Annotated in this window: 20 protein-coding genes and 2 pseudogenes; 10 read left to right on the top strand and 12 right to left on the bottom strand. The window is 62.4% G+C overall.

Features of this window, described 5'->3' with window-relative positions:
- The first annotated feature begins 193 nt into the window (after positions 1-193).
- Both HF916_RS13360 and HF916_RS13355 read left to right on the top strand, forming a co-directional pair.
- On the top strand, positions 194-1,960 hold the full coding sequence (locus HF916_RS13360; protein ID WP_168789424.1) for a cyclic peptide export ABC transporter: 1,767 nt from the start codon (positions 194-196) through the stop codon (positions 1,958-1,960).
- Between the two features lie 234 nt (positions 1,961-2,194).
- Complete coding sequence (locus HF916_RS13355) at positions 2,195-2,635, top strand: YciI family protein (RefSeq protein ID WP_168789423.1); 441 nt, start codon at positions 2,195-2,197, stop codon at positions 2,633-2,635.
- A gap of 169 nt (positions 2,636-2,804) precedes the next feature.
- Here the strand turns inward: HF916_RS13355 and HF916_RS13350 are convergent, their stop codons facing one another.
- The 7 genes from HF916_RS13350 to HF916_RS13320 form a co-directional block, all read right to left on the bottom strand.
- Entirely contained in the window at positions 2,805-3,854 is a 1,050-nt protein-coding gene (locus HF916_RS13350; RefSeq protein ID WP_168789422.1) for an ABC transporter substrate-binding protein, read from the bottom strand.
- 77 nt (positions 3,855-3,931) lie between these two features.
- Positions 3,932-4,747 (bottom strand): siderophore-iron reductase FhuF, encoded by an 816-nt coding sequence (fhuF, locus tag HF916_RS13345; RefSeq protein ID WP_168789421.1) that lies wholly within the window; start codon positions 4,745-4,747, stop codon positions 3,932-3,934.
- Positions 4,747-6,855: a Fe(3+)-hydroxamate ABC transporter permease FhuB gene (gene fhuB, locus HF916_RS13340; protein WP_168789420.1), complete on the bottom strand. Its 2,109-nt coding sequence runs from the start codon at positions 6,853-6,855 to the stop codon at positions 4,747-4,749. Before fhuB ends, fhuF begins: the two co-directional genes overlap by 1 nt.
- Complete coding sequence (locus HF916_RS13335; RefSeq protein WP_168789419.1) at positions 6,852-7,718, bottom strand: ABC transporter ATP-binding protein; 867 nt, start codon at positions 7,716-7,718, stop codon at positions 6,852-6,854. Before HF916_RS13335 ends, fhuB begins: the two co-directional genes overlap by 4 nt.
- Positions 7,715-8,737 carry a TauD/TfdA family dioxygenase gene (locus HF916_RS13330; protein ID WP_168789418.1) on the bottom strand — a complete coding sequence of 341 codons (1,023 nt, stop codon included), beginning with the start codon at positions 8,735-8,737 and terminating at the stop codon, positions 7,715-7,717. The genes HF916_RS13335 and HF916_RS13330 overlap by 4 nt, the downstream gene beginning before the upstream one ends.
- 85 nt (positions 8,738-8,822) lie before the next feature.
- A complete protein-coding gene (locus HF916_RS13325; protein ID WP_168789417.1) occupies positions 8,823-9,062 on the bottom strand; it encodes an MbtH family protein in 240 nt (79 codons plus the stop codon).
- A 128-nt stretch (positions 9,063-9,190) separates the two neighbouring features.
- Positions 9,191-9,862 (bottom strand): RNA polymerase factor sigma-70, encoded by a 672-nt coding sequence (locus HF916_RS13320; RefSeq protein ID WP_168789416.1) that lies wholly within the window; start codon positions 9,860-9,862, stop codon positions 9,191-9,193.
- 318 nt (positions 9,863-10,180) lie between these two features.
- On the opposite strand from HF916_RS13320, the pseudogene HF916_RS13315 reads away from it, so the two are divergent.
- From HF916_RS13315 to HF916_RS52040, 8 genes and pseudogenes are all read left to right on the top strand, one after another.
- Positions 10,181-10,327 (top strand): annotated as a pseudogene (locus HF916_RS13315) (glycerol-3-phosphate responsive antiterminator); the annotation flags it as partial.
- A 41-nt stretch (positions 10,328-10,368) separates the two neighbouring features.
- Complete coding sequence (locus HF916_RS13310) at positions 10,369-10,677, top strand: putative quinol monooxygenase (protein ID WP_168789415.1); 309 nt, start codon at positions 10,369-10,371, stop codon at positions 10,675-10,677.
- Positions 10,677-11,837, top strand: a complete 1,161-nt coding sequence (locus tag HF916_RS13305) for an iron-containing alcohol dehydrogenase (RefSeq protein WP_168791983.1) — start codon at positions 10,677-10,679, stop codon at positions 11,835-11,837. The genes HF916_RS13310 and HF916_RS13305 overlap by 1 nt, the downstream gene beginning before the upstream one ends.
- 125 nt (positions 11,838-11,962) lie before the next feature.
- Complete coding sequence (locus HF916_RS13300; protein WP_240975531.1) at positions 11,963-12,202, top strand: hypothetical protein; 240 nt, start codon at positions 11,963-11,965, stop codon at positions 12,200-12,202.
- A gap of 125 nt (positions 12,203-12,327) precedes the next feature.
- Entirely contained in the window at positions 12,328-12,492 is a 165-nt protein-coding gene (locus HF916_RS51715) for a hypothetical protein (RefSeq protein WP_346777726.1), read from the top strand.
- A 36-nt stretch (positions 12,493-12,528) separates the two neighbouring features.
- Positions 12,529-12,993, top strand: a pseudogene (locus HF916_RS13295) (isoprenylcysteine carboxylmethyltransferase family protein); the annotation flags it as partial.
- A gap of 484 nt (positions 12,994-13,477) precedes the next feature.
- Positions 13,478-13,660 (top strand): hypothetical protein, encoded by a 183-nt coding sequence (locus tag HF916_RS13290; RefSeq protein ID WP_168789414.1) that lies wholly within the window; start codon positions 13,478-13,480, stop codon positions 13,658-13,660.
- Between the two features lie 761 nt (positions 13,661-14,421).
- Positions 14,422-14,793: a transposase gene (locus HF916_RS52040; protein WP_431311420.1), complete on the top strand. Its 372-nt coding sequence runs from the start codon at positions 14,422-14,424 to the stop codon at positions 14,791-14,793.
- Between the two features lie 92 nt (positions 14,794-14,885).
- On the opposite strand, the gene HF916_RS13280 is transcribed toward HF916_RS52040, so the two are convergent.
- From HF916_RS13280 to HF916_RS13260, 5 genes are all read right to left on the bottom strand, one after another.
- The gene (locus tag HF916_RS13280) at positions 14,886-15,305 is read right to left on the bottom strand and encodes a histidine kinase (protein ID WP_168789412.1); all 420 of its coding nucleotides are present in this window, start codon (positions 15,303-15,305) and stop codon (positions 14,886-14,888) included.
- A gap of 73 nt (positions 15,306-15,378) precedes the next feature.
- Positions 15,379-16,164, bottom strand: a complete 786-nt coding sequence (locus tag HF916_RS13275; protein ID WP_168789411.1) for a COG4705 family protein — start codon at positions 16,162-16,164, stop codon at positions 15,379-15,381.
- A 171-nt stretch (positions 16,165-16,335) separates the two neighbouring features.
- Complete coding sequence (locus HF916_RS13270; protein WP_168789410.1) at positions 16,336-17,460, bottom strand: porin; 1,125 nt, start codon at positions 17,458-17,460, stop codon at positions 16,336-16,338.
- Positions 17,461-17,642: 182 nt separating this feature from the next.
- Positions 17,643-18,341 (bottom strand): response regulator transcription factor, encoded by a 699-nt coding sequence (locus HF916_RS13265; RefSeq protein ID WP_168789409.1) that lies wholly within the window; start codon positions 18,339-18,341, stop codon positions 17,643-17,645.
- Between the two features lie 25 nt (positions 18,342-18,366).
- Positions 18,367-19,749 (bottom strand): sensor histidine kinase, encoded by a 1,383-nt coding sequence (locus tag HF916_RS13260; protein ID WP_168789408.1) that lies wholly within the window; start codon positions 19,747-19,749, stop codon positions 18,367-18,369.
- Positions 19,750-19,764 lie beyond the last annotated feature (15 nt).

Raw genomic sequence — 19,764 nt, 5'->3', positions numbered from 1 at the left:
ATCTTTACCGCGTGTGTTGTTTTTATTTGGACTGCATCTTTTTGATGTGGCAGATGAACGCGGGCGGTAAATGTTTGCTTCGCCCATTCGTCTATCAGGCGAGGGGCGTGTCTTTGCGCCCCGCTGAATGGCCGCATGCCCGCATGCGCCGCCGTTCGCCGATCCATTTGCGACCCACTGCGACACATTGCCGATGACCGCTGCCAACGAGCGCTACGACGCGCCACCCTCGTCTGCTTCACCTCCCTCCCACTCCGCGGGCAAGCCCGCCATGCGCCTGATCATGGCGCTGCTCAAACGCTCTCGCGGTTCCTTCGCGATCGCGTTGACCGCATGCGTGCTGAACGGCATCGCCAGCGTGCTGCTCGTGGCGACCTTGAGCCGCGCACTGTCGCAAACAGGCGCCGCCGATATGTCGCTCGCCATGCGTTTCGCGTTGTGCGCGGTCGTCGCGCTCGTCACGCGCGTGATCACCGGCGTGCTGTTCGCGCGCCTCTCACAGGACACGATGGCGCAGTTGCGTGAACACGTCGCGCGGCGCGTCGCCGAGGCCGAGTTGCGTGATGTCGAGCGCATCGGCGCGGCGCCCGTACAGTCCGTGCTGACCGACGACGCCACCAACGTGTCGATGCTGTTCTTCGCGCTGCCCAATCTCGTGATGCACGGCTCGATCGTGTTCGGCTGCCTCGGTTATTTGGCGTGGCTGTCGTGGCCGGTTTGTTTGCTCGCGGTCGCTGCGATCCTGGTCGGCTCGTTCGGCTATCACGCCGGCGACAAGCGCGCGATCGCCTCGCTCGAAGCCGCAGGCCGCTCGCAGGACAAACTGTTCGGCTATCTCGGCGCGCTCTTTACCGGCGCGAAGGAACTGAAGCTGCATCAGGCGCGTTCGCGTCAATTCGTGGACGGCCAGCTCGGCTCGGCCATCGACGAAGTGCGCGATCATCGGCGCCGCGCGTTCAGCGCCTACGCGGTCGGGGTCGGCTGGATCGTGTTCCTGTTTTATGTGTTCCTGGGCGTCGCGGCATTCTGGCCGGCACTCGGCGTGCACGCCGATGCGCCGTCGGCATCGGGCTACGTGGTGGTGTTCCTGTTCATGCTGCTGCCGCTGGACGGCCTGCTCAACAACGTGCCGACATTGAATGCGGCGCGTGTCTCGCTCGATCGCATCGAGAAGGTGATGGGCGAATTCGGCGCGCTGCGCACCTCGCCGCCGCCGGACGAAAACGCTTCGCACGCACCGTATCGCACGCTCACGCTCAGCAACGTCACGCACTCGTACTTTCATGAGCGCGACGAGCGGATGTTCCGCGTCGGCCCGGTCAATCTGACCTTCAGGCCGGGTGAGCTGGTGTTCATCGTCGGCGGCAACGGCAGCGGCAAGACGACGCTCGCGAAAGTGCTGACCGGCCTCTACGAACCCGAAGACGGCACGATCGAACTGGACGGCAAGCGGGTCGGCTTCGCTGAACGCGCCGCGTATCGTCAGCGCTTTACGGCTGTGTTCAACGATTTCCATCTGTTCGACGCGCTGCTTGGCATTGTCGATCCGAACGATGCATCACGCGCACAGGCGGATGCCCGCGCCAACGCCTTGGTCGCGAAGCTCGCGCTCGATCACAAGGTGCAGGTCGTGAACGGCGCGTTCTCCACGCGAGCGCTTTCCACTGGTCAGCGCAAACGCCTCGCGCTAGTGGTCGCGTATCTGGAAGACCGGCCGTTCTATCTGTTCGACGAATGGGCCGCCGATCAGGATCCTCAGTTCAAAGCGGTGTTCTACGAGCAATTGCTGCCGGAGCTGCGCTCGCGCGGCAAAACGGTGCTGGTGATCAGCCACGACGACCGCTACTTCCACCTCGCGGATCGTGTGTTGAAGCTGGAGAATGGCAGTATCGTCAGTGAGACACATGGTTCGGCACAGGCGGTGCTGAGTCCGGCGGTGGCGAACGGTACGATGGGGTGATGACGTGGAGGATGGCTCGCTGGGCGCGGGTGGTCAGGCGCTCAGCGGGCTTTCAGGCGTCGCGCGTAGCGAATAGGGACGCACCGCCCGCCTCCGCGATTCGCTCCATGAATTTTTTTGGACCGTCGAGCCATTGGCCTGTCGAATCCGTGCGCATTCGATCGTCGTAGTGTTGAAGTCACCGAATGTCTTCCGACGAAACAGGTGGCCGACCTTTCTGACAGGAGAAACGAAATGCGTGTGATGGTGATGGTCAAGGCAACCCCCGAATCCGAAACGGGTCAGCTGCCCAGCAAGGAAGAGTTCGCGGCGATGGGCCGATTCAACGAGGAACTGGTCAAGGCCGGCATCCTGGTCGACTGCGACGGACTGAAACCGAGCTCAAAGGGTGTGCGGGTGAAGTTTTCCGGCAAGGACCGAAGCGTCGTCGACGGTCCGTTCGCCGAAGTCAAGGAGCTGGTTGCCGGCTTCTGGATCTGGCAAGTGCAATCCATGGAAGAAGCAATCGAATGGGTGCGCCGCTGCCCGAACCCGATGCCGAGCGACTCGGAAATCGAAATCCGCCCCTTCTACGAGGCTGCTGACTTTGGAGAGGCGTTCACGCCTGAGCTTCAGGAGGGCGAAGAGCGGCTGCGACAGCAGATCGAATCCAATCAAGGTAAAGAGCGCCGTTGACGGGCGTTCGCCACCGCAGTGCACGCCTAATCGTCTGGAAGGCAGGAACGATCGCAGGCACTGCGCTCTTAGCGAGCCATTTGGGCAACCGTATCGCGAGGCATGTTCCGTTCGCGTCTCGGGATCACGGCAAGCGGACCGACGCCAGACGAAGCCACCGGCGACAGCATCAGTGTTCCTGATTCTCGCCGCCACCCGGCGCCGGCAAGGACAACAACGTATCCGTCATCGTATCGGCAAGCCGCAGCGCCGACATCGGTCCACCAAAACCCCAGATATTCCGCTCGACAAGCCCGACGCGCCCCGCGCTGCGAGCCGGCACGAAACGCCAGATCGGCGAATCGAGCTTGGTGGCGAGCGGGACATCCGTTTCAGTCGCGCTGACGAACAGCACGGTCAGCTTCGGCTTCTTCAACAGGTCTTCCGAACTCACGTACGCGGTGCCTTCGCGAGTCGCTTCAGCGGGCCACAAGTTGAGCCCGAGCGCATGCGCGACACCCGCTGCCGTGCTGTTGCCGGTGAACGCCCAGTAGCGGTCCGGCAAGCCCAGCTCCTGCAACCACGCTACCTGGTCGCCGCGACGGCCCGCTTCGGCGAGACGCTGCGCGTCGCGGGCGAAACCTGCATCGACCCTGGCTTCGACGGCGCGCGCCGCCTCCTCGCGTCCCGTCAGACAGCCGATGGTGCGCAGAATCTTGCGGCCCCAATCGAGTTGCGTGACGCGTGAGCCGTCTTCGGTGAAGTTCGGACCGTATTTGAACAGCACGGTCGGTGCAATGCGTTCTAACGCTGCAAAAATCGGCGCATGGCGCAATCCGACGCCGAGGATCAGATCCGGTTTGGCCGCCGCAATCGCCTCAAGACTCGGCTCCTGCCGCGTGCCGATATCGTGCACCGACGCAAGACGCGCATTGTCGTAACCGATCCACACCGGGTAATACTGGGGATCGGCCATGCCGACCGGCGTGATGCCGACCGCCGCCAGGTCTTCGGCGAACATGAATTCGAGGACCACGATGCGCTTCGGCTGTGCGGGTAACGATGGACTGGCTTGCGAGACGATCGGGTTGTCGGCGAGCGGCTTGCAGGTTTGCTGCTGCGCTTGTGCGGTGTTTGGGTAAGTCGGACCACTTGTGCCCGCTACTGCGGCGGCGCTACTACTATCTTGCGCAAACGCATACGCGTTGGAAAACAGCGTGGCCGCCACCACAGCATTCATGCAATGTCGCCTGAAACGCGGGGTTTTCTTCTCGCGGCGCGACCGTGGCGCCGAGGGCGTCGTCGACGTCATCAGTATCAATGCGAAGCGGCCTGCAATGCGATTTCCGCATCGCTCATCGTCAATAGCAGGGGGCAGCGTCCACACAGTTGCGTCTCTCCAGGAATTTCATAACGTACGCAGCACACGCGCCGTGCGCTGAACGGATTCGGCAAACTCGCGGCGCGAGGTTTTGCCAGGCGCACGGGCAGACGCAGCGGATTGGTCTCGCCATCGGCAGCGATCGGACCGAAAAGCCACGCGATGTCGTCCGTCAGATCGAATTGCGGCGCGCATTGTTCAAACAGATAGTCCAGCAGATTGCCGGCGTTGCTCCACAAGACGCGCGGCGCGATTCTAGTCATTGCGCACAGCGTCTCGATCACCGTATTCAGATGATCGACGAGTGCCGCGTAACGGCGTGCCAGATCGCACTCGACCGGCTGCAATGCGTCTGCCGCGAAATACGCGGCGATGGGAAAACCGTCGCGCAGCACGACATGGGTTTTATCCGGCGACATCGCAAGCGGCCGGCGCAGCAATGCTGCCGCAACGAATCCGGCCGTCGCCGCGAAACCGAAGTAGTACTTGGTCCATTGCGACAACAACGCGCGCGCATGCGTTTCGCGCTGGCCGCCGTAGAGCGTGACCATCGCATCGAGCAATTCGGCGCGGTGGTCGGCTAACGCGCTGACGGGAACCACGCTCAGCGACTCGGTTGCGTCACCGGCGAGTGCGGGTTCCTCGATCGCGTCCGGCGTGCCGAGCCACACGTGCTCGAGATAATGCGCGATCGACTCCGGCGCGAACTGTGCGAAGCACTGCGCGCGCTCATCGTCGCCGAGTTGCCGCATCACCGTTTGCCCCGCTTCTCGCGCCGAGCCTCCACGATCAGCAGCGCAAGCAGATAAGGCGCGCCGATCAGCGCAGTCAGTACGCCGGCGGGAATTTCGCGCGGCGCCAGCAGCGTGCGCGCCGCGATATCGGCCACGACCAGCACCAGTGCGCCGCACGCCGCCGCCAGCCACAAGCGCGTGCGATGAGCCCGCGCGCCGAGCATCGACGCCAGATGCGGCGCCATCAATCCGATAAAGCCCACCGGCCCCACCGCGGCCACCGCGGCGCACGCAGCGAGCGTCGCCACGGTCAGCACCAGCGGACGCAACACGCCGATCGGCAAGCCCAGCGAGGCGGCCTGGTCGTCGCCCAATGCGAGCAGATCGAGCGGCCGCGCGAGCAGCGCGAACACCGGCACGGCCAGCACGCACCACGGCAGCAACGTCGTCACTTCGCCCCAACTGCGTCCGTACGTGCCGCCCACCAGCCACACGACGAAGCGCGCGGGCTGCACGCTTTGCTGCGTGATGAGCCATTGCGACAGCGTCGTCCACAGCGTGCCGATGACGATGCCCGTCAGCGCGACCGCGAGCGGCGCATAGCGATGCCGGCGATTCAGCAGCAGCGTCAGGGCCAGCGTGACGCCGCCACCCGCGAGCGAAGCGGCGGACAGCGTCGAATGGGTGGCAAGCGGCCACATCACGAGCGCGGCGAGCGTCGCGAGGCCCGCGCCTTGCGTCACCCCCAGTACTTCCGGTCCGGCAAGCGGATTGCGCACGATGCTTTGCATCAGCACCCCGCTCGCGGCGAGCAACGCGCCCGCCAGCAACGCGCAGATGAGGCGCGGCAGACGCAGGTCGAGCAGCATTCTCGCGAGTTCGTCGCGGTGATCGAACGCCGCAAGCCAGCGCTGCACACCGATCGTCGTGGGACCGAACGATGCGCCCGCACACACGATCACGACGCCGAGCAGCGCAAACGCGCTAGCCGTCAGCGGCCACGGCCACGCATCGATCGCGCGCACGAAACGCGTGCCTGCTCGCGCGACGGTGCGCTCCTGACCGGCATGCGACGCGCCCGACCACGCGGCGCCGCTGCGGATCATCGCGAGCATCAACGGCGTGCCGACGAAGGCAATCGCCACGCCGGTCGAGAGGGTCGCGTCGAGATCGAGCGCCTGCACGGCGCTGTCGGTGACGAGCACCAGCGCGCCGCCGACCAGCGCGGATAAGGGCACGAGCGCGGCCAGCCGCGACGCTTTCGCGCCACGCATCTGACGCAGCAGATTGGGTGCGATCAGACCGACATACGAAAGCGGTCCAGCGACACTCACTGCAACGCTAGCGAGGCCCACCGCCACCACCATCGCCGCGAGCCGAGTGGCATCCACGCGAACGCCCGCCGCCGCTGCGGCGTCGTCGCCCAAGGCGAGTGGATCGAGCGGACGAATCACGAAGGGCAAGGCGACCAGCGGCAGCACGAGCCAGGAAGCAGCGATCTTGAGCCCCGCCGCGCCAGGCTGATAAAGACTGCCGCTTGCCCACAACGACACGCCGACGATGCTCTGCTCGAAGAACGCGAGAATCAGCGTGGTCAGCGCGGAGAACAGCAGCATGCAGACGCTGCCGGCGAGCACGAGCCGCAACGGCGTGGCACGCCAGCCGCCTGCCGCCGCGGCCACGCACGCGGCGGCGCCCAGACCGCACACGAACAGCAGCGGCACGGACGCCACGCCCGCGAGCGACGGCACCAGCATCGCGGCAAGCAAGCCGAGTTGCGCGCCGCCGGTGATGCCGAGCAGATCCGGCGAAGCCAAAGGGTTACGCGTCAGCGATTGAAACAAGGTGCCGGCCACCGCGAGGCAGCCGCCCGCCACCAGTGCCGCCAGAATGCGCGGCACGCTCAGGTCGAACAGCAGAATGCCGGCGAGCTGCGCGGCGTCGCTACCCGCAGGCGCGGCGAGCCATGTGCGGAACCCGAGCGCAAGCCGCATCACAGCCACGACGACGATCAACGCGACGAGCGCGGCGCCGATCGTCGTGACGCGGCTTTTGACGGGCGCACGATAGCTGTCCATCACCGGCGTGCTACGGCGCAGGCGTTTGCGTGCGGCAAGCGTCGTCATGCGGCGACGTCCTTGCTCATGGCTTTCTCGCCGAATGAAGGGGCGTCGGCGTGGTTGTCCAAGAGGTCGCCTTCATACGCCGGCACACACATGGGCGCGCCCGTTTGCGGATGCGCGATCTTGAGCATCGGCACGCTGAAGGTCTCGTTCAGATGACGCGGGTCGAGCATTGCATCGGGCGAACCTTGCGCGACGATGCGGCCGGCGCGCATCAACACGATTTCGTCACTGTAGGCCGCCGCCTGATTCAGGTCGTGCAGCACCCATACGATCGTGAGGCCGCGCTCGCGATTCAGACGCCGCAACTCGCGCAGAATATCTAGTTGATGATGAATGTCGAGATAGGTCGTCGGTTCGTCGAGCAGCACGATCGGCGCCTGTTGTGCGAGCGCCATCGCGATCCACGCGCGTTGCCGTTCGCCGCCCGAGAGCGCGGCGACGTCGCGTGCGGCGTCGTCGGCGAGACCGCTGGTGACGAGCGCCTCGTCGATTGCTGCGTGGTCCGCGCGCGAGAGTCCGCGCAGCCAGCCGCCGTGCGCGTAGCGACCATACGCGACCAGCTCACGCACGGTGAGGCCGGATGGGATCTGGTTGAACTGCGCGAGCATGGTGAGCGTGCGCGCCAACACGCGGCGCCCGTGCGAGGCGAGCGGCACACCGTTGACATCGACGCTGCCGGACAGTGCCGGTTGCAAGCCGGCAAGCGTGCGCAACAGCGTGCTTTTGCCGCAGCCGTTCGGTCCGCACAACGCTGTAATGCGGCCGGCCGCAATACTCAGATTCAGACCGTGGAGCACGACGTGATCGCGGTAGCCGACCGTCAGCGAATGCGCCGCAAGCGCCGCGCCCTGCGATTTCGTCATTGCGCGGCCGTCCGTTTCTCGCCTTCGGTCTCGCTGTAGCTTCGCGCCATGGCGACGACGACTTTGCGCGGGCCTTCGAACGGATCGCGTGCGTGCGCCGTCAGCATGTTGTCGAGCATCAGCACGTCGCCGGTCAGCCACGGGAACACGATTCGCTGCTGATCGAGCACGCCGCGGATTTCCGCGAGCGCGTCGGCTTCGAGCGGTTCGCCGTCGCCGTAATAGACGTTGCGCGGTACGTTTTCGAGGCCGACCGAGTCGATCAGCGCCTCCTGCATGTCTTCGTCGAGCGACGAAAGATGGAACAGATTCGCCTGATTGAACCAGACACGCTCGCCGGTGTGCGGATGGCGCGCCACCGCCTGGCAGCGCTCGCGCGTGCGCAGTAGCAGTTCGCCGTCTTCGCTGTAGCGCCATTCGCATTCGATGCCGCGCGTGCGGCAAATCTGCTCGACCGTGCGCGGATCCTCCGAACCGAACGCCTGCTCCCACGGCAGATCGAGCCCTTGCCCGAAGTTGCGCACGTAGAGCAGTTCACGCTTCGCAAAGTGCTCGACCAGCGCCGGATCGAGCGCGCGATAGATTGCACGGCTATCGGCGATCGGCGTCGCGCCGCCGGTGCGCGCGGCGAGCGCACAGTGAAACCAGATACGCAGCGGCCATTCGCGCGTGTACGACTGCTCGTTATGCAAAGGAATCGAGCGATGCGGCGGATATTCGGTCGAGGTATACACCGCGCCTTCCACCTGGCTGCGCGGCGTCGACGCGAACTCATAACCGATCAGCGGATGCCCGAACGAGCCCGCGAAACGTTGAAACGCGTCGATCGAGGCCACGCGGACACCCGTGAACAGCACGCCACCCGAGCGTTCGAGCGTGCCGTCGACAATCGTACGTAGAAGCGGCGCCGCTTCCTCCAAGGAAATCTCCGCGCCCGCGCGCGGCGAGACGACAGTCGGCAAGCCCGGCTCGATCGATAAATCGGCGAGCGTGGGCAGCGGCATCGAAAGCATGGTCATACTCTGAATCCTTTTGCTGAAGCGGCGCGGCCAGCCACGTGGCCAAGCCCACCGGGTTGCACTGCGCGCGCGTCAGGTCGACGCGTCAGGCCGTCGCGTCCATGTGGCGGCGCAAGCTGGCTGGACGCATGTCTGTCCACACGGTCTCGATGTGCGCGAGGCATTCGGCCTTCTGGCCGCGCACGCCCACTTCGCGCCAGCCGGCCGGCACGTCGCGGAACGTCGGCCAGATCGAGTACTGCTCTTCGTCGTTGATGACGACGTTGTAGACGAGGTCGTCCGCCTCGCCGGCTGCCGCGCTGGAGGTCTGCTGTGCTTGCGTCATGATGAAAGGCTCAGTCGATGAAAGGTCAGGAAGCGCCCGGACAGCCCGCTGGCATGTCCCGGCACGGCGGCGCCGGCATTCGCTCGCGCACCGCTTCTATTCAGTTGACGTTTGATGCGCGCGCTTTTTTACCGCCGGCGCGCGCGGCCGCTGCAGAATGCGGGGCCGGCCTCGCCGCGATTGCAGGCGTCGAGGCAATCGGCGCAATGCTTTTCGGCGTCGCGCACCATGAAATGCACCAGCGTCTGCGAGACATCGAGGGCTCGTGCGGTGCTTTGCAGCGTTTCCTCGCGCAGGCGCACCATTTCGAATGCGGCGCGGCTACGCGGCGGCAGTTGCTCCAGCGCGTTGTAGACGTGCCGCAGCGTGTCGCGCACGAGCAGCGCCGCTTCCGGCGAAGGTTCCGGCGATGGCACGTGCAGGCCGTCGTCTTCGTCGGCGTGATAGGTGTTTTCGAGGCTCTGGCGGCGGAAGGCGTCGATCGACGCGTTGCGCACCATGCGCGTTACGTAGGCGACCGGCTGACGCACCGCGTCCTGATCGGGGAAGTCGACCAGCTTGATGAAGACGTCGTGCACCACGTCTTCCGCGAGACTCGCGCAACCCACGAAACCGCGCGCCAGATTGACGAGCATCGGCCGGTTGTCGATCAGCACGTCCAGCAGCGTCCCGTTCTCCGAATCCACCTCACGCGCGTGGTTGCGCGCGCGCCGCGAAACGGGTGGACAGGCGCCTCCGGTGTTGAGAACCGATATCGGCATCGCTGTTGAAGGCTCTCGCCGGACGAGCACCTCAGCCATAGATTCGCTCCGCTTTCTCAAAGGATGAAGCGCCAATCTAACGTAAACGCGAATCATTCTCAATCAAGATCTGGAATAACCTTACAGTTTCCGATAGTTTTGTCTGATGATTCCAAATGCATAACGGCGGCCGGCCGCTTACCGCCCAGGCTAGCAGCCGTGAAATTATGTTAGGCATCCGTACCATCGGTGGCGAAGCGCGTCGCTTGAGATGGCCGTGCAATAGCGGAAATCCGTGCCCTGGTCCCAAGCAATCGCGTTCGGCTCTCTTTCGCTCCAACGCTCGGCATCCTCGCTATGCATCGAAGTCTTCGTGACGGACGCTCTACGTGGCCGCGCAGCGTCAAGGCATTGGAGCAAAGCGATCCGAATCTGGTACAACTGTCGCCTGCGCCCATGAAGAACGGCGCCGTCGCGGTCTCGACCAGCGACAGCGAGTTGTGGAATCTGAATCCTGAGCGTTAAAACGCTGAAACGTTGAAGTACTCACCCCGTTGGAGTGACTGATGACCCATGCTTACCTGCAGGTGATCGCGCATTATTTCGCCAAGCCCGGTAACGGCGAAGCGATCGTGAAGCCCCTCACGGAACTCGCCGCGGCAACCCGGAAAGAGCCGAAAAACCTTTACTACGAATTCTTTCGCTCGCCGCTGGAGCCGGACCACTTCGTGATTCTCGAGAAGTACCGCGACGCCGACGGGCTCGCCGATCATCGCGAGACCGAGCATTTCCAACGAATCGGCTTCGGCACCATCATTCCGCTGCTCGACCGGCGCGAAGTCGAAAGCCATATGGTGTCCGGAGACGCGCCATGATGAACGCGTTCCGGTTTCAAACGGTGCCGACGCTCGTCGTCGAGTTCGGTGCGGCGCGCCGTCTCGGCGCTTTGTTGCGCGCGCAATTTCCGGCGCTGACGCGTGTGTGCGTCGTCACCGATGGTTTTCTGCACAGGAGTGGGTTGTTGAATCCGGCGCTCGCCGATCTCGCGGCGCATGGCTGGGACACCACCGTGATCGACGACGTGATCGCCGATCCGCCCGAACACATCGTGCTCGACGCGACGTCGCGTGCACGGACTGCTGGCGCGGAAATCGTGCTGGGGCTCGGCGGCGGCTCGTCGATGGATGTGGCGAAGCTGATCGCCGTGCTCGCGCCGCAGCAACAGCAGGCGCTCAGCGAGATGTACGGCGTCAACAAGATCATGGTAGCGCGTCTGCCGCTCGTGCAGATGCCGACCACCGCGGGCACCGGCTCCGAAGTCACGGCCGTGTCGATCGTCACGGTGGGCGAAGCGAAGAAGATGGGCGTGGTCGCGCCGCAACTGATCGCGGATCTGGCGATTCTCGACGCCGAGCTCACGCTTGGCCTGCCTGTTGCGGCGACTGCGGCGACCGGCGTCGATGCGATGGTGCATGCGATCGAGGCGTACACGTCCGCGCATCTGAAGAATCCGGTCTCCGACCTGCTCGCGGTGAAGGCGCTCGACCTGTTGTCGCGCAACCTGCTGCCGGCTTGTGAGAACGGCGGCAACCGTGAGGCGCGTGAGGCGATGCTGCTCGGCGCCACCTTCGCGGGCCAGGCGTTTGCGAATTCGCCGGTTGCCGCGGTTCACGCGCTCGCGTATCCGATCGGCGGCATTTATCACGTGCCGCATGGTCTTTCGAACGCGCTCGTGTTGCCGCATGTGTTGCGCTTCAATGCGGAAGCGGCGGCGCCGTTGTACGCGGAACTCGCTGAGGTAGTCGTGCCGGGCGTGACCGGCAGTGACGAGAGCAAGACGCAAGCGCTGATTGAGCGGCTCGAACAGATGATTGCCGCGACGGCGATTCCGGCGCGTCTGCGCGATGTCGGCATCGAGCAAGGCGGGTTGGAGCGGATGGCGAGCGATGCGATGTTGCAGACGCGGTTGCTGGTGAATAATCCGCGGCCGGTGAGCGAGGTGGATGCGCTGGCGATTTATACGGCCGCGTTCTGATGCTGGTTTGCGGCGCGCGCTTGCCGTTCCGATGCGAAGGCGCTGCTCGATGATTGGCAGCCGTCTCGCACCGTTACGTCGGGCGCGCGCGTTACGTAGCACGCGAGCGGAACATGAGTTTGCCGTTGAGACGAATTAGCGAATCAGCGAATCAACTCGGCAAGGACGTCGGCGGCGTCGTGAGCCAATTGAGCAAAACGTCTACGAGCACGGGCGGGCTGTTCACGGGCGCGACCACCAATCCGCTCGCGCCGATCACGGGCTTGCTCGGGCCGATCGGCGGAATCGGCGGATCGGCGGAATCGGCGGACTTGGCGGCACAGGTGACTCGGGCGGCGTCTCCATCCCGCCGTCGACCGGACTGATCGGCAACCTCGGATCGCTGGGCGGCGTCGCTGCGGCCGGCAAATAAGCGCTACGCAAGCACGGCGGCCGGGCACCCAAAAATCAACAGGCCGGCCGCCTTCAATGTCATGACGACGGTGATGACATGAACTCCACTTTCGATACCATCGCGCGCGTGCACGACCCGCAGCCGCGCTCGGCGACGCCCTATTCGATCGGCCTGCTCGGGATCGCCGTTGGATTGCTCACGCTCTGGTTGCTGCGCGACAGCAGTTCGCTAGATGGCGCCGCGCGCAGTACCGTTGCCTGACTGGCGATCATCGCGACCATCGCCGTTTGCGAGCTATATGACCCGTTCTGGTCGCTGATCTCGAACCAGTACATCCACTACGAAGGCTCGTTGTTCTGGGACAACTGGCTTATTTCGATGCCTGTTGTGCGCGTGCTTTGGGGCGCAGTTATCGTTGCGTTGCTGCTTTGCTATGCGCTCAGCACGATCTCGTTCGGCTTGCGGTTTTCGAATTTGACCAATCGAGGGATCATCACTTCGGGACCTTATCGGTTCACCAAGCATCCCGCCAATATCGCCAAGAATCTTTCCTACTGGATGGTGGGGGTGCCGTTTATCGAGCCGCTGGGATGGCGAGCGGCGGTGACGCATTGCGCGGCGCTACCGGCGGTGAACATGCTTTATTTCTTACGTGCCACGACAGAAGAAAAGCATTTGATGAATGATCCGAAGTACCGGGAGTACGCGGCGTGGATTGCGCGGAACGGGGTCTTTGCCAAGTTGTCGCGGGTGTTTGATTGAGCAACGAGGTCTGAGAGAAAAGCCGGCGCCCCAAGACCTCTTCGATCAAAAAATATCGACACTTCAATTTATTGAGTTAGGGATTGACTGTATAGTTTAACCATCAATCTTCATCCCAATGGTGTGTTTTTTCCATGAAGACCACGAGCCGTGATCTTTAGGAATCTTATAGGTATTTCTTAAAAGTCTTAATCGTGAGTCTATCGGATTGAGTGAAGAGGACGCAGGTTTAAGGTGAAATTGACCGCCAACACCTGGTGACCGAAAAGGGGATATACGCAGCAGAAGAAGCGCGGACCAGGAGTGCTACCAACGCTCAAGGCCCGCTGACCACAACCAACTCAACCAAGGAGCTGCTCATGGCTAACGCCAATCTTAAACCACGCCGAACCCGTGCCGAGGAGTGCACGCGAATTTCTGTTGTTCTCGAGCAAGCAGCGCCTTCGGACACATTGCAAGACAAGCGTAAGCGGGTCGCCTTTCCATGGATGCAAATCACCACACGATGCTCGAATTCGCTGGCTTCCGACCCGGCCAGCGCGTCTTTCTCAGCATTGGCTATCGCTACGGCCGGATCACCATTGGCGTCGATCGCGACTACACGATCGGTGGGAAACCAATGACAAAACAGCAGATCATGCAACGCAGCAAGCGCACGTCGGATTGAACAAACCGCGTGACGACCCGACTTGGGTCGGGCCGTCATTGCGTCATCGAGCATCGGAACCCTTGACCGAAGGATTGCGGCTTTGTAGGATGATGGCCGCCGCAATCGGACACACACTGCCTGATAGATTCAGTCCACCCGCAACATCAGAACAGGGCCACTACTAAATGAATGGTGAGGTCATCGGGGTTATGGCATGACAATGGATGAAGACATCGCGCACGTGGCGCGTGTGATGGTGCCGTCGCTGAGCGCGTTTCGCGGCGAGCCGGTTTTGCAGCCGGCTTATTGGCGGAGGCGGCTTCAGCGTATACAAAACGAATTTCGGTTGACCGAAACGCAAGCGTCGCAGATCCAGCATTTGCTTGGGGATCTGGATAGGTTTGAGGCGGAAAAGGGCGCTAGGAGAACGCCACCCGGTACTCAAATTCGTGCTCCCTGGATACCGCGGCAGTGTGGAGATGACGCGCAGGGATGGGTGCGATATGGGAAGCAGTTTCCTCATGTGGAGTGAATCCGAGGCGCGGCGGAATTAGCATTGCGCATTCTTTAAAACATCCAGCGGCATCTGGATCTGTCGTGTTGATTGAGTTGCAAATCGACGACATCCGCATTTACACCAATTAATCGGCATCAGCAAAGATTCCAGCCCGCATTCAACAGCATTTATGTGAGCGCGACATGGACCGGGTGATCTCCGGGCGCCACAAGCGGAAGCGATACCCGACGCGCGCTTCAAGTTCGGCGGCGCGAGCATCTCCTTGGACCTAGACACAGCGTGCAGCACCTCTCCCGCTTTTCCGTTCTCGATCGCTGCGAGCCGTTACGAGTCACGTAACGTACTCAGACAGTTCAATGCTAGAAATCCCGCTTTCAGACGCCGATTGGCTCGCGTCCCAAGTCTTTTTCCCCTGCTTTCTTCAACGCGTGGACGGCCTCGCCGCAGCGATCGCGACATCCTCAACGCGATACTCTGGTTGCAGCAACGAAAAGAAAAATGGCACAGGCTTCCTGCGACTTTCCCGCCGCAACAGACGTGCTATCTTAGGTACATGGCGTGGAAGAAGACGGGCGTGCTGGAACAGGTGAACGAGCGCCTTCCTCTGCACGATCCGGAGATTTCGAACGGTTGATTGATACGTATTAATTGATTCGAATCCCGTAACGACGGGCAAGTGATGCGCTGACTAACGGATCACCTCCACAACCACGCACCGTCCTCGCATCAGACTCTACCGCTCATGCGATCCATCACCGCCAGCAGATCGGCGAGCGACTGTTTGCATTCCACTGCTTTCGGCGTACTGGCGCCCAAGGCGCTCAGCGCGCGATCGATTGCTTTATCGACCGTATGCCAGTCCGCTGCGGCGCGCGGCTTCAGCGACGGCTCGGCGTCGTCCCACGCGAGTTCGAGGTCCTTGATGCGCGCCTTGCCGCCCGCCAGGTCACCTTTGCCGACCAGTGTCGCGGTGTCCGCTGCGATCTTGCGGAACGGCGCGAGATCGCCGAGTTTCGATGCTTTGGCCGGCTCCGCGGCTTTGGCTGACAATAGACTCACTCGGCCGGCATCGATATGTCCGATACTGATCGCGGAGAGCGCGATGAACGAAGCGATGACGGCTTTGCTAAGAACGCGTTGATTCATGATGGTGGTCTTCCGTTGGATCGGGTACTGGATTGAAAGGGACTACGTGGTCAGCTTCCTCAACTGCGCACGCTCAAGGTTCATGTACCGCGCTCGGGCGCACCGCCTGCTGTTCGACCACGCTGGCGACAATCACCAACGTGACGATTGCACCCAGGAATAGCGCGCTCGTGTTGACGGTGCCGAGACCAAAACCGCCGTACGCGCGCGACTGCGAAAGCATGTCGCCGAGCGAGGCGCCCAGTGGCCGCGTCAGAATGTAGGCCAGCCAGAAAGTCAGTACCGGATTGCCGCCGGCGTAATAGATCGAACTCACCAGAACGATCAGCGCGCCGAACGCCATCACGCCGATGACGAAGCCGAGTCCCAGCGCTTCGGTTGCGAGATCGCCAGCCGCCGTGCCCAATGCGAACGTGACCAACACCGCGGCCCAGTAGAAAAGCTCTCTGCGCGTCGTATAGATGGTGTGAATCGAGAGTGTCCGTTCGCTGCGATACCAGAGCGCGAAAACCAGAGCGAGACCCAGGCCGAATACGGCCGTGCTGGCGTAGAGACTGACGCCGAGCTTGTCCGTCAGTGCATCGGTGATCTGCGTGCCGACCACGCTGACCAGAACCACCGTCAGCCAGTAGATCCACGGCACGTATTTGTTCATGCGGAGTTGCACGACCAGCACGGCCATCAGCAGCACGGCCATGATCGTGTCGGTCAGCGCGGTGCCGAGACCCACGTGGACGGCCAGATAGTCCGCGCCTGTCTCACCGACCGTAGTCGCGAGAATCTTGATCGCCCAGAAGACGAATGTCGCCTCGGGCACTTTGTTGTTCGCCAGAACAACGCGATAATTCGACGTTTCCATCACGCTGGTTCTCCATTTTTATGAGCACCCGCTTCGACGCTTCGAACGGGGGCGCTCCTGCTCAGCCAGTGCGCCGACTATGCAATGGAGAACCTTAAGGAAACCTTACGTGAGTTGCCTGCGCAAACGAAACCGCCGCAAGACATCGGCGGCGGCTCTCTGAAACAACACTTAGAAACGCGTGCGAATGCCCGTCGTCAGCTCCAACTGGTTCTTCGCACCGAACGTCGATGCAATGACATAGCCCCTGTGCAGCTTCATGTAGTCGCCGGCCACGTACACTTCCGTGCGCTTGGAAAAGTGATAAAACACCGAGCCGTACAAAGTCTCCTTATAACCGCTGCCGGATCCGGTATCTGGATTGAAGCTGAGGTTGGCATTGGCGATGCTGCCGTTGTCGTCGAATGCGGCATTCGAGGCGTGCATCTGCTGATAGCCGATTTCGTAGTCGAGCGGTCCCTTCGGCGCCAGTTTGAACGACACCGTCCATGCGTTGTCATGGCGTTCACCCAGCGCGCCCTGATCGCCCGTGTAGTGAAAATAGCCGGCGTTCACGCGAAAGATGCTGTACGTGTAATTGCCGCCAATCGAGTACGCCTTGTTGGTGAAGCCGTTGTTGTTCACGTGGTTGTAGAACGCAGACACGTTGAACGGACCGCCGTTATAGCCGAGCGCGCCGGTGTAGGTCGCGTTGTTGCCAAAGCTCGTCTTGTTGCCGAACGCGTAGCCCGCGGCCGCGAAAATGCCGTTGTAGAAGAGCTTCTTCCAGACAAGGCCGTTTTCGTAACGCGTGCCGGTCGCACTGCCCGCGTAGAAAATCAGTTGCTTGAAGTTGTTGGTATTGGTCCAACCGCCTTCTTCCGTGTTCAGCGAAGCGCTGGTGTACGGGTCGCCGTAGATCGCTGCGGCGTCGCGTGCGACCGTGTTCTGGAACCCGGCCGTGAACTTGCCGAACGTGTCGCTCTCCACGCCCACCCATGCATCGCGGTCAAAGATCTGACCGGGGTCTTCCATCGCGCCGTCGCTCACGCGATACTCCGCTTCGAGCTTGAAGATCGCTCTGATGCCGCCGCCCAGATCTTCCGCGCCTTTCATACCGAACCGGCTACCGCTGAACCACGGCTCGCCGTTGATGCCCATTGAAACTACATGCTTGCCGTCTGCGTTCGCATTAGTCTGATAGGACACCGCGCTCAGATCCATCAAGCCATAAAGCTGTACGTTCGATTGCGCATGAGCGCTCCCCATTGCCAATGCGCCGGTGCTTGCCACCAGCAACAACCTGGTCTTTTTCATCGATGTCTCCTCCGAACCTGCTGCGTTGAATTGATCTGATTTCCACTTGAGTAGAAGAACCAAGGATAGTCAGACCAACCCTTCACGCCTCTTTCGCGGGCACGCGGCAAACGTCGGTGAAAACACTAAACGCAACGGCATTGACAACGTACAGTCAGGCGATTCGATTCGCCTTTGAACCACTACAACGCAACAGCAAACGCTTCGCGCGGTTCTTCTTCACGCAGGATGTAGCCGAGCCCGCGCAGGGTCATGATCTTCGCGCTCGACGCTGCGAGATGTTTGCGCAGGCGGTGAATATAGATATCGATTGCATCGGCGCTGGGTTCGTCGTCGAGTGTGAAGACCTTGTCCATCAGCGTCGCCTTAGAAACCGTCTTGCCCTGTTTCAGCATCAACGTCTCGAGGATGGCATGTTCGCGACGGCGCAACGGCAAAGGCTCGCTTTGCAGCATGAATTCACGCGAGTCGAACAGATAGCGCAAGTCGCCGCACTCGATCGACTGGCCCTTGTCGCCGGCCGCCTGGCGGCGGATCAGCGCCTTGATGCGCGCCACCAGTTCGCGTGCGTCGAAGGGCTTCACGACATAGTCGTCGGCGCCGGCGGAGAAGCAGGCGACCTTGTCGTCGGTCGAGCCATTCGCGGTAAGCATGAGCACCGGCACGTTGTCGCGTTTGCGGCGCAGCCGCGCGAGCACATCCTTGCCGCCGATGCCGGGCAAGCGCAAATCGAGCAACACGGCGTCGTAGCATTGCAAGCCGAGCAGCGTCTCGGCCCGTTCGCCGTTTTGTGCCCAGTCGATCACAAAGTGCTCGACCTGCATCAGGTTCATCACCCAGCGCGCGAGGTCCGCGTCGTCTTCAACGAGCAGCAGTTTCATCATTCTCCCCTTATGCAGTCGCGCATCATGTTGCGGCGGTCCATAGTCGCATTCCCACCGTGGCGACGAGACCGATACCATCCTCGCCGGATTCGAGCGTGACGGTACCGCCCTGGCGATGGGCAATCTCGCGCACGATCGGCAGGCCGAGGCCGGTGCCGTCTGCGTGACTCGACGCGCGATAGAAGCGTTCGAACACGCGCGCCCGCGCCTCGGCCTTGATACCCGGTCCATTGTCGATCACACGCACGATGGCCATGTCGTTGCGGCGCGCGGTATGCACGGTGACGCGGCCGCCCGGCTGGGTATAACGCAGCGCGTTGTCGACGAGATTGGTGACGAGCGCCGCGGTCAATGCCTCGTCGCCGGTCACGATCATTCCGTCTTCCAGTTCGGCGCCCAGATCGATTTCGCGAGACTGCGCAAATGCAATCAACTCCTCCAGCACACCCGCGATCAACGCACTCAGATCGACGCGTTCGCACGCACTGGCGGGCGCAGCGGACTCGGCCTGCGCGAGCAGCAGAAGTTTGTCGGTCAAGGTGGTCAGCTTGCGGCTGCTCTTATGCATGCCCGCCAGCGCTTCGGCGAGTGGCGCGTCGCGGTTCTCTCGTTGCCGCGCAAACTGGATTTGCGCCACCAGCAGCGTGAGCGGCGTGCGCATCTGGTGCGCGGCATCGGAAATGAATTGCCGCTGAGTCGCGGCCTGCTGACCCATGCGCGCGATGCACTGGTTGATTGCATCGACGATCGGTCTTAGTTCGACATGCAGGCGCGCAACACGAATTGGCTGTAGCTGCGATGGATTGCGATCGGCGACATCGTCCTTCACTTTCATCAAGGGACGCAGTTCGAAAGTCAATCCGAGGTACACGAACACCATCGCGAGCACGAGCGTGAGCACCTCGCCGAATAGCTGCGGACGCAACAGGCGCCACACCATCGCATCTCGCGAACTCTCGGTTTTCGCAACCGCGACGATGACTTCTTCCGTGCGCCCCGTGTCGTAAAGCTGCCGGACGTAAGCGACTGCGCGCACGGCGCGGCCATCTGCAAGACGGGTGGCGTAGAGCGTGGGGCTGTCACCGGTGTGCGGCGGCAACGGCAACTCGAGGCTGCCCGCCACCAGGCGGTGGCCGCTCGCCTCGACACGATAGAACACGCTATCCTGTTCCGGCGACTCGAACAGTTCCAGCGCAGCCGGCGGAATCTGGATCGAGACATTGCCATTGTCCCAATCGATATCCTCACCGATGATACGCATCGACGAGAGCAACGCATTGTCCTGCACGAGGTCCGCCGTGGTCTGCGCGTTGCGGTACGAAATCACACCGGAAATGGAAACGAACGCCGCCAGTGGTAGCAGAAGCCACCACAGCAAGCGTCCGCGCAAGCTGCCTGAAAACACGATGCGTCGCCCCTC

Source organism: Paraburkholderia aromaticivorans (assembly GCF_012689525.1).
Taxonomy (GTDB): domain Bacteria; phylum Pseudomonadota; class Gammaproteobacteria; order Burkholderiales; family Burkholderiaceae; genus Paraburkholderia; species Paraburkholderia aromaticivorans_A.
The sequence above is the reverse complement of the archived record's forward strand: the minus strand, read 5'-3'. Positions and strand labels throughout refer to the sequence as shown.

Excerpts from the sequence above, each read along its gene's own strand:
- fhuB (WP_168789420.1), bottom strand. The coding sequence starts at position 6,855 with ATGACGACGCTTGCCGCACGCAAACGCCTGCGCCGTAGCACGCCGGTG.
- HF916_RS13310 (WP_168789415.1), top strand. The coding sequence starts at position 10,369 with ATGACCCATGCTTACCTGCAGGTGATCGCGCATTATTTCGCCAAGCCC.
- HF916_RS13335 (WP_168789419.1), bottom strand. The coding sequence starts at position 7,718 with ATGACGAAATCGCAGGGCGCGGCGCTTGCGGCGCATTCGCTGACGGTC.
- HF916_RS13350 (WP_168789422.1), bottom strand. The coding sequence starts at position 3,854 with ATGAATGCTGTGGTGGCGGCCACGCTGTTTTCCAACGCGTATGCGTTT.
- HF916_RS13305 (WP_168791983.1), top strand. The coding sequence starts at position 10,677 with ATGAACGCGTTCCGGTTTCAAACGGTGCCGACGCTCGTCGTCGAGTTC.
- HF916_RS13325 (WP_168789417.1), bottom strand. The coding sequence starts at position 9,062 with ATGACGCAAGCACAGCAGACCTCCAGCGCGGCAGCCGGCGAGGCGGAC.
- HF916_RS13290 (WP_168789414.1), top strand. The coding sequence starts at position 13,478 with ATGGATGCAAATCACCACACGATGCTCGAATTCGCTGGCTTCCGACCC.
- HF916_RS13355 (WP_168789423.1), top strand. The coding sequence starts at position 2,195 with ATGCGTGTGATGGTGATGGTCAAGGCAACCCCCGAATCCGAAACGGGT.
- HF916_RS51715 (WP_346777726.1), top strand. The coding sequence starts at position 12,328 with ATGAACTCCACTTTCGATACCATCGCGCGCGTGCACGACCCGCAGCCG.
- HF916_RS13280 (WP_168789412.1), bottom strand. The coding sequence starts at position 15,305 with ATGAATCAACGCGTTCTTAGCAAAGCCGTCATCGCTTCGTTCATCGCG.
- HF916_RS13265 (WP_168789409.1), bottom strand. The coding sequence starts at position 18,341 with ATGAAACTGCTGCTCGTTGAAGACGACGCGGACCTCGCGCGCTGGGTG.
- HF916_RS13360 (WP_168789424.1), top strand. The coding sequence starts at position 194 with ATGACCGCTGCCAACGAGCGCTACGACGCGCCACCCTCGTCTGCTTCA.
- HF916_RS13275 (WP_168789411.1), bottom strand. The coding sequence starts at position 16,164 with ATGGAAACGTCGAATTATCGCGTTGTTCTGGCGAACAACAAAGTGCCC.
- HF916_RS13320 (WP_168789416.1), bottom strand. The coding sequence starts at position 9,862 with ATGGCTGAGGTGCTCGTCCGGCGAGAGCCTTCAACAGCGATGCCGATA.
- fhuF (WP_168789421.1), bottom strand. The coding sequence starts at position 4,747 with ATGCGGCAACTCGGCGACGATGAGCGCGCGCAGTGCTTCGCACAGTTC.
- HF916_RS13330 (WP_168789418.1), bottom strand. The coding sequence starts at position 8,737 with ATGACCATGCTTTCGATGCCGCTGCCCACGCTCGCCGATTTATCGATC.
- HF916_RS13270 (WP_168789410.1), bottom strand. The coding sequence starts at position 17,460 with ATGAAAAAGACCAGGTTGTTGCTGGTGGCAAGCACCGGCGCATTGGCA.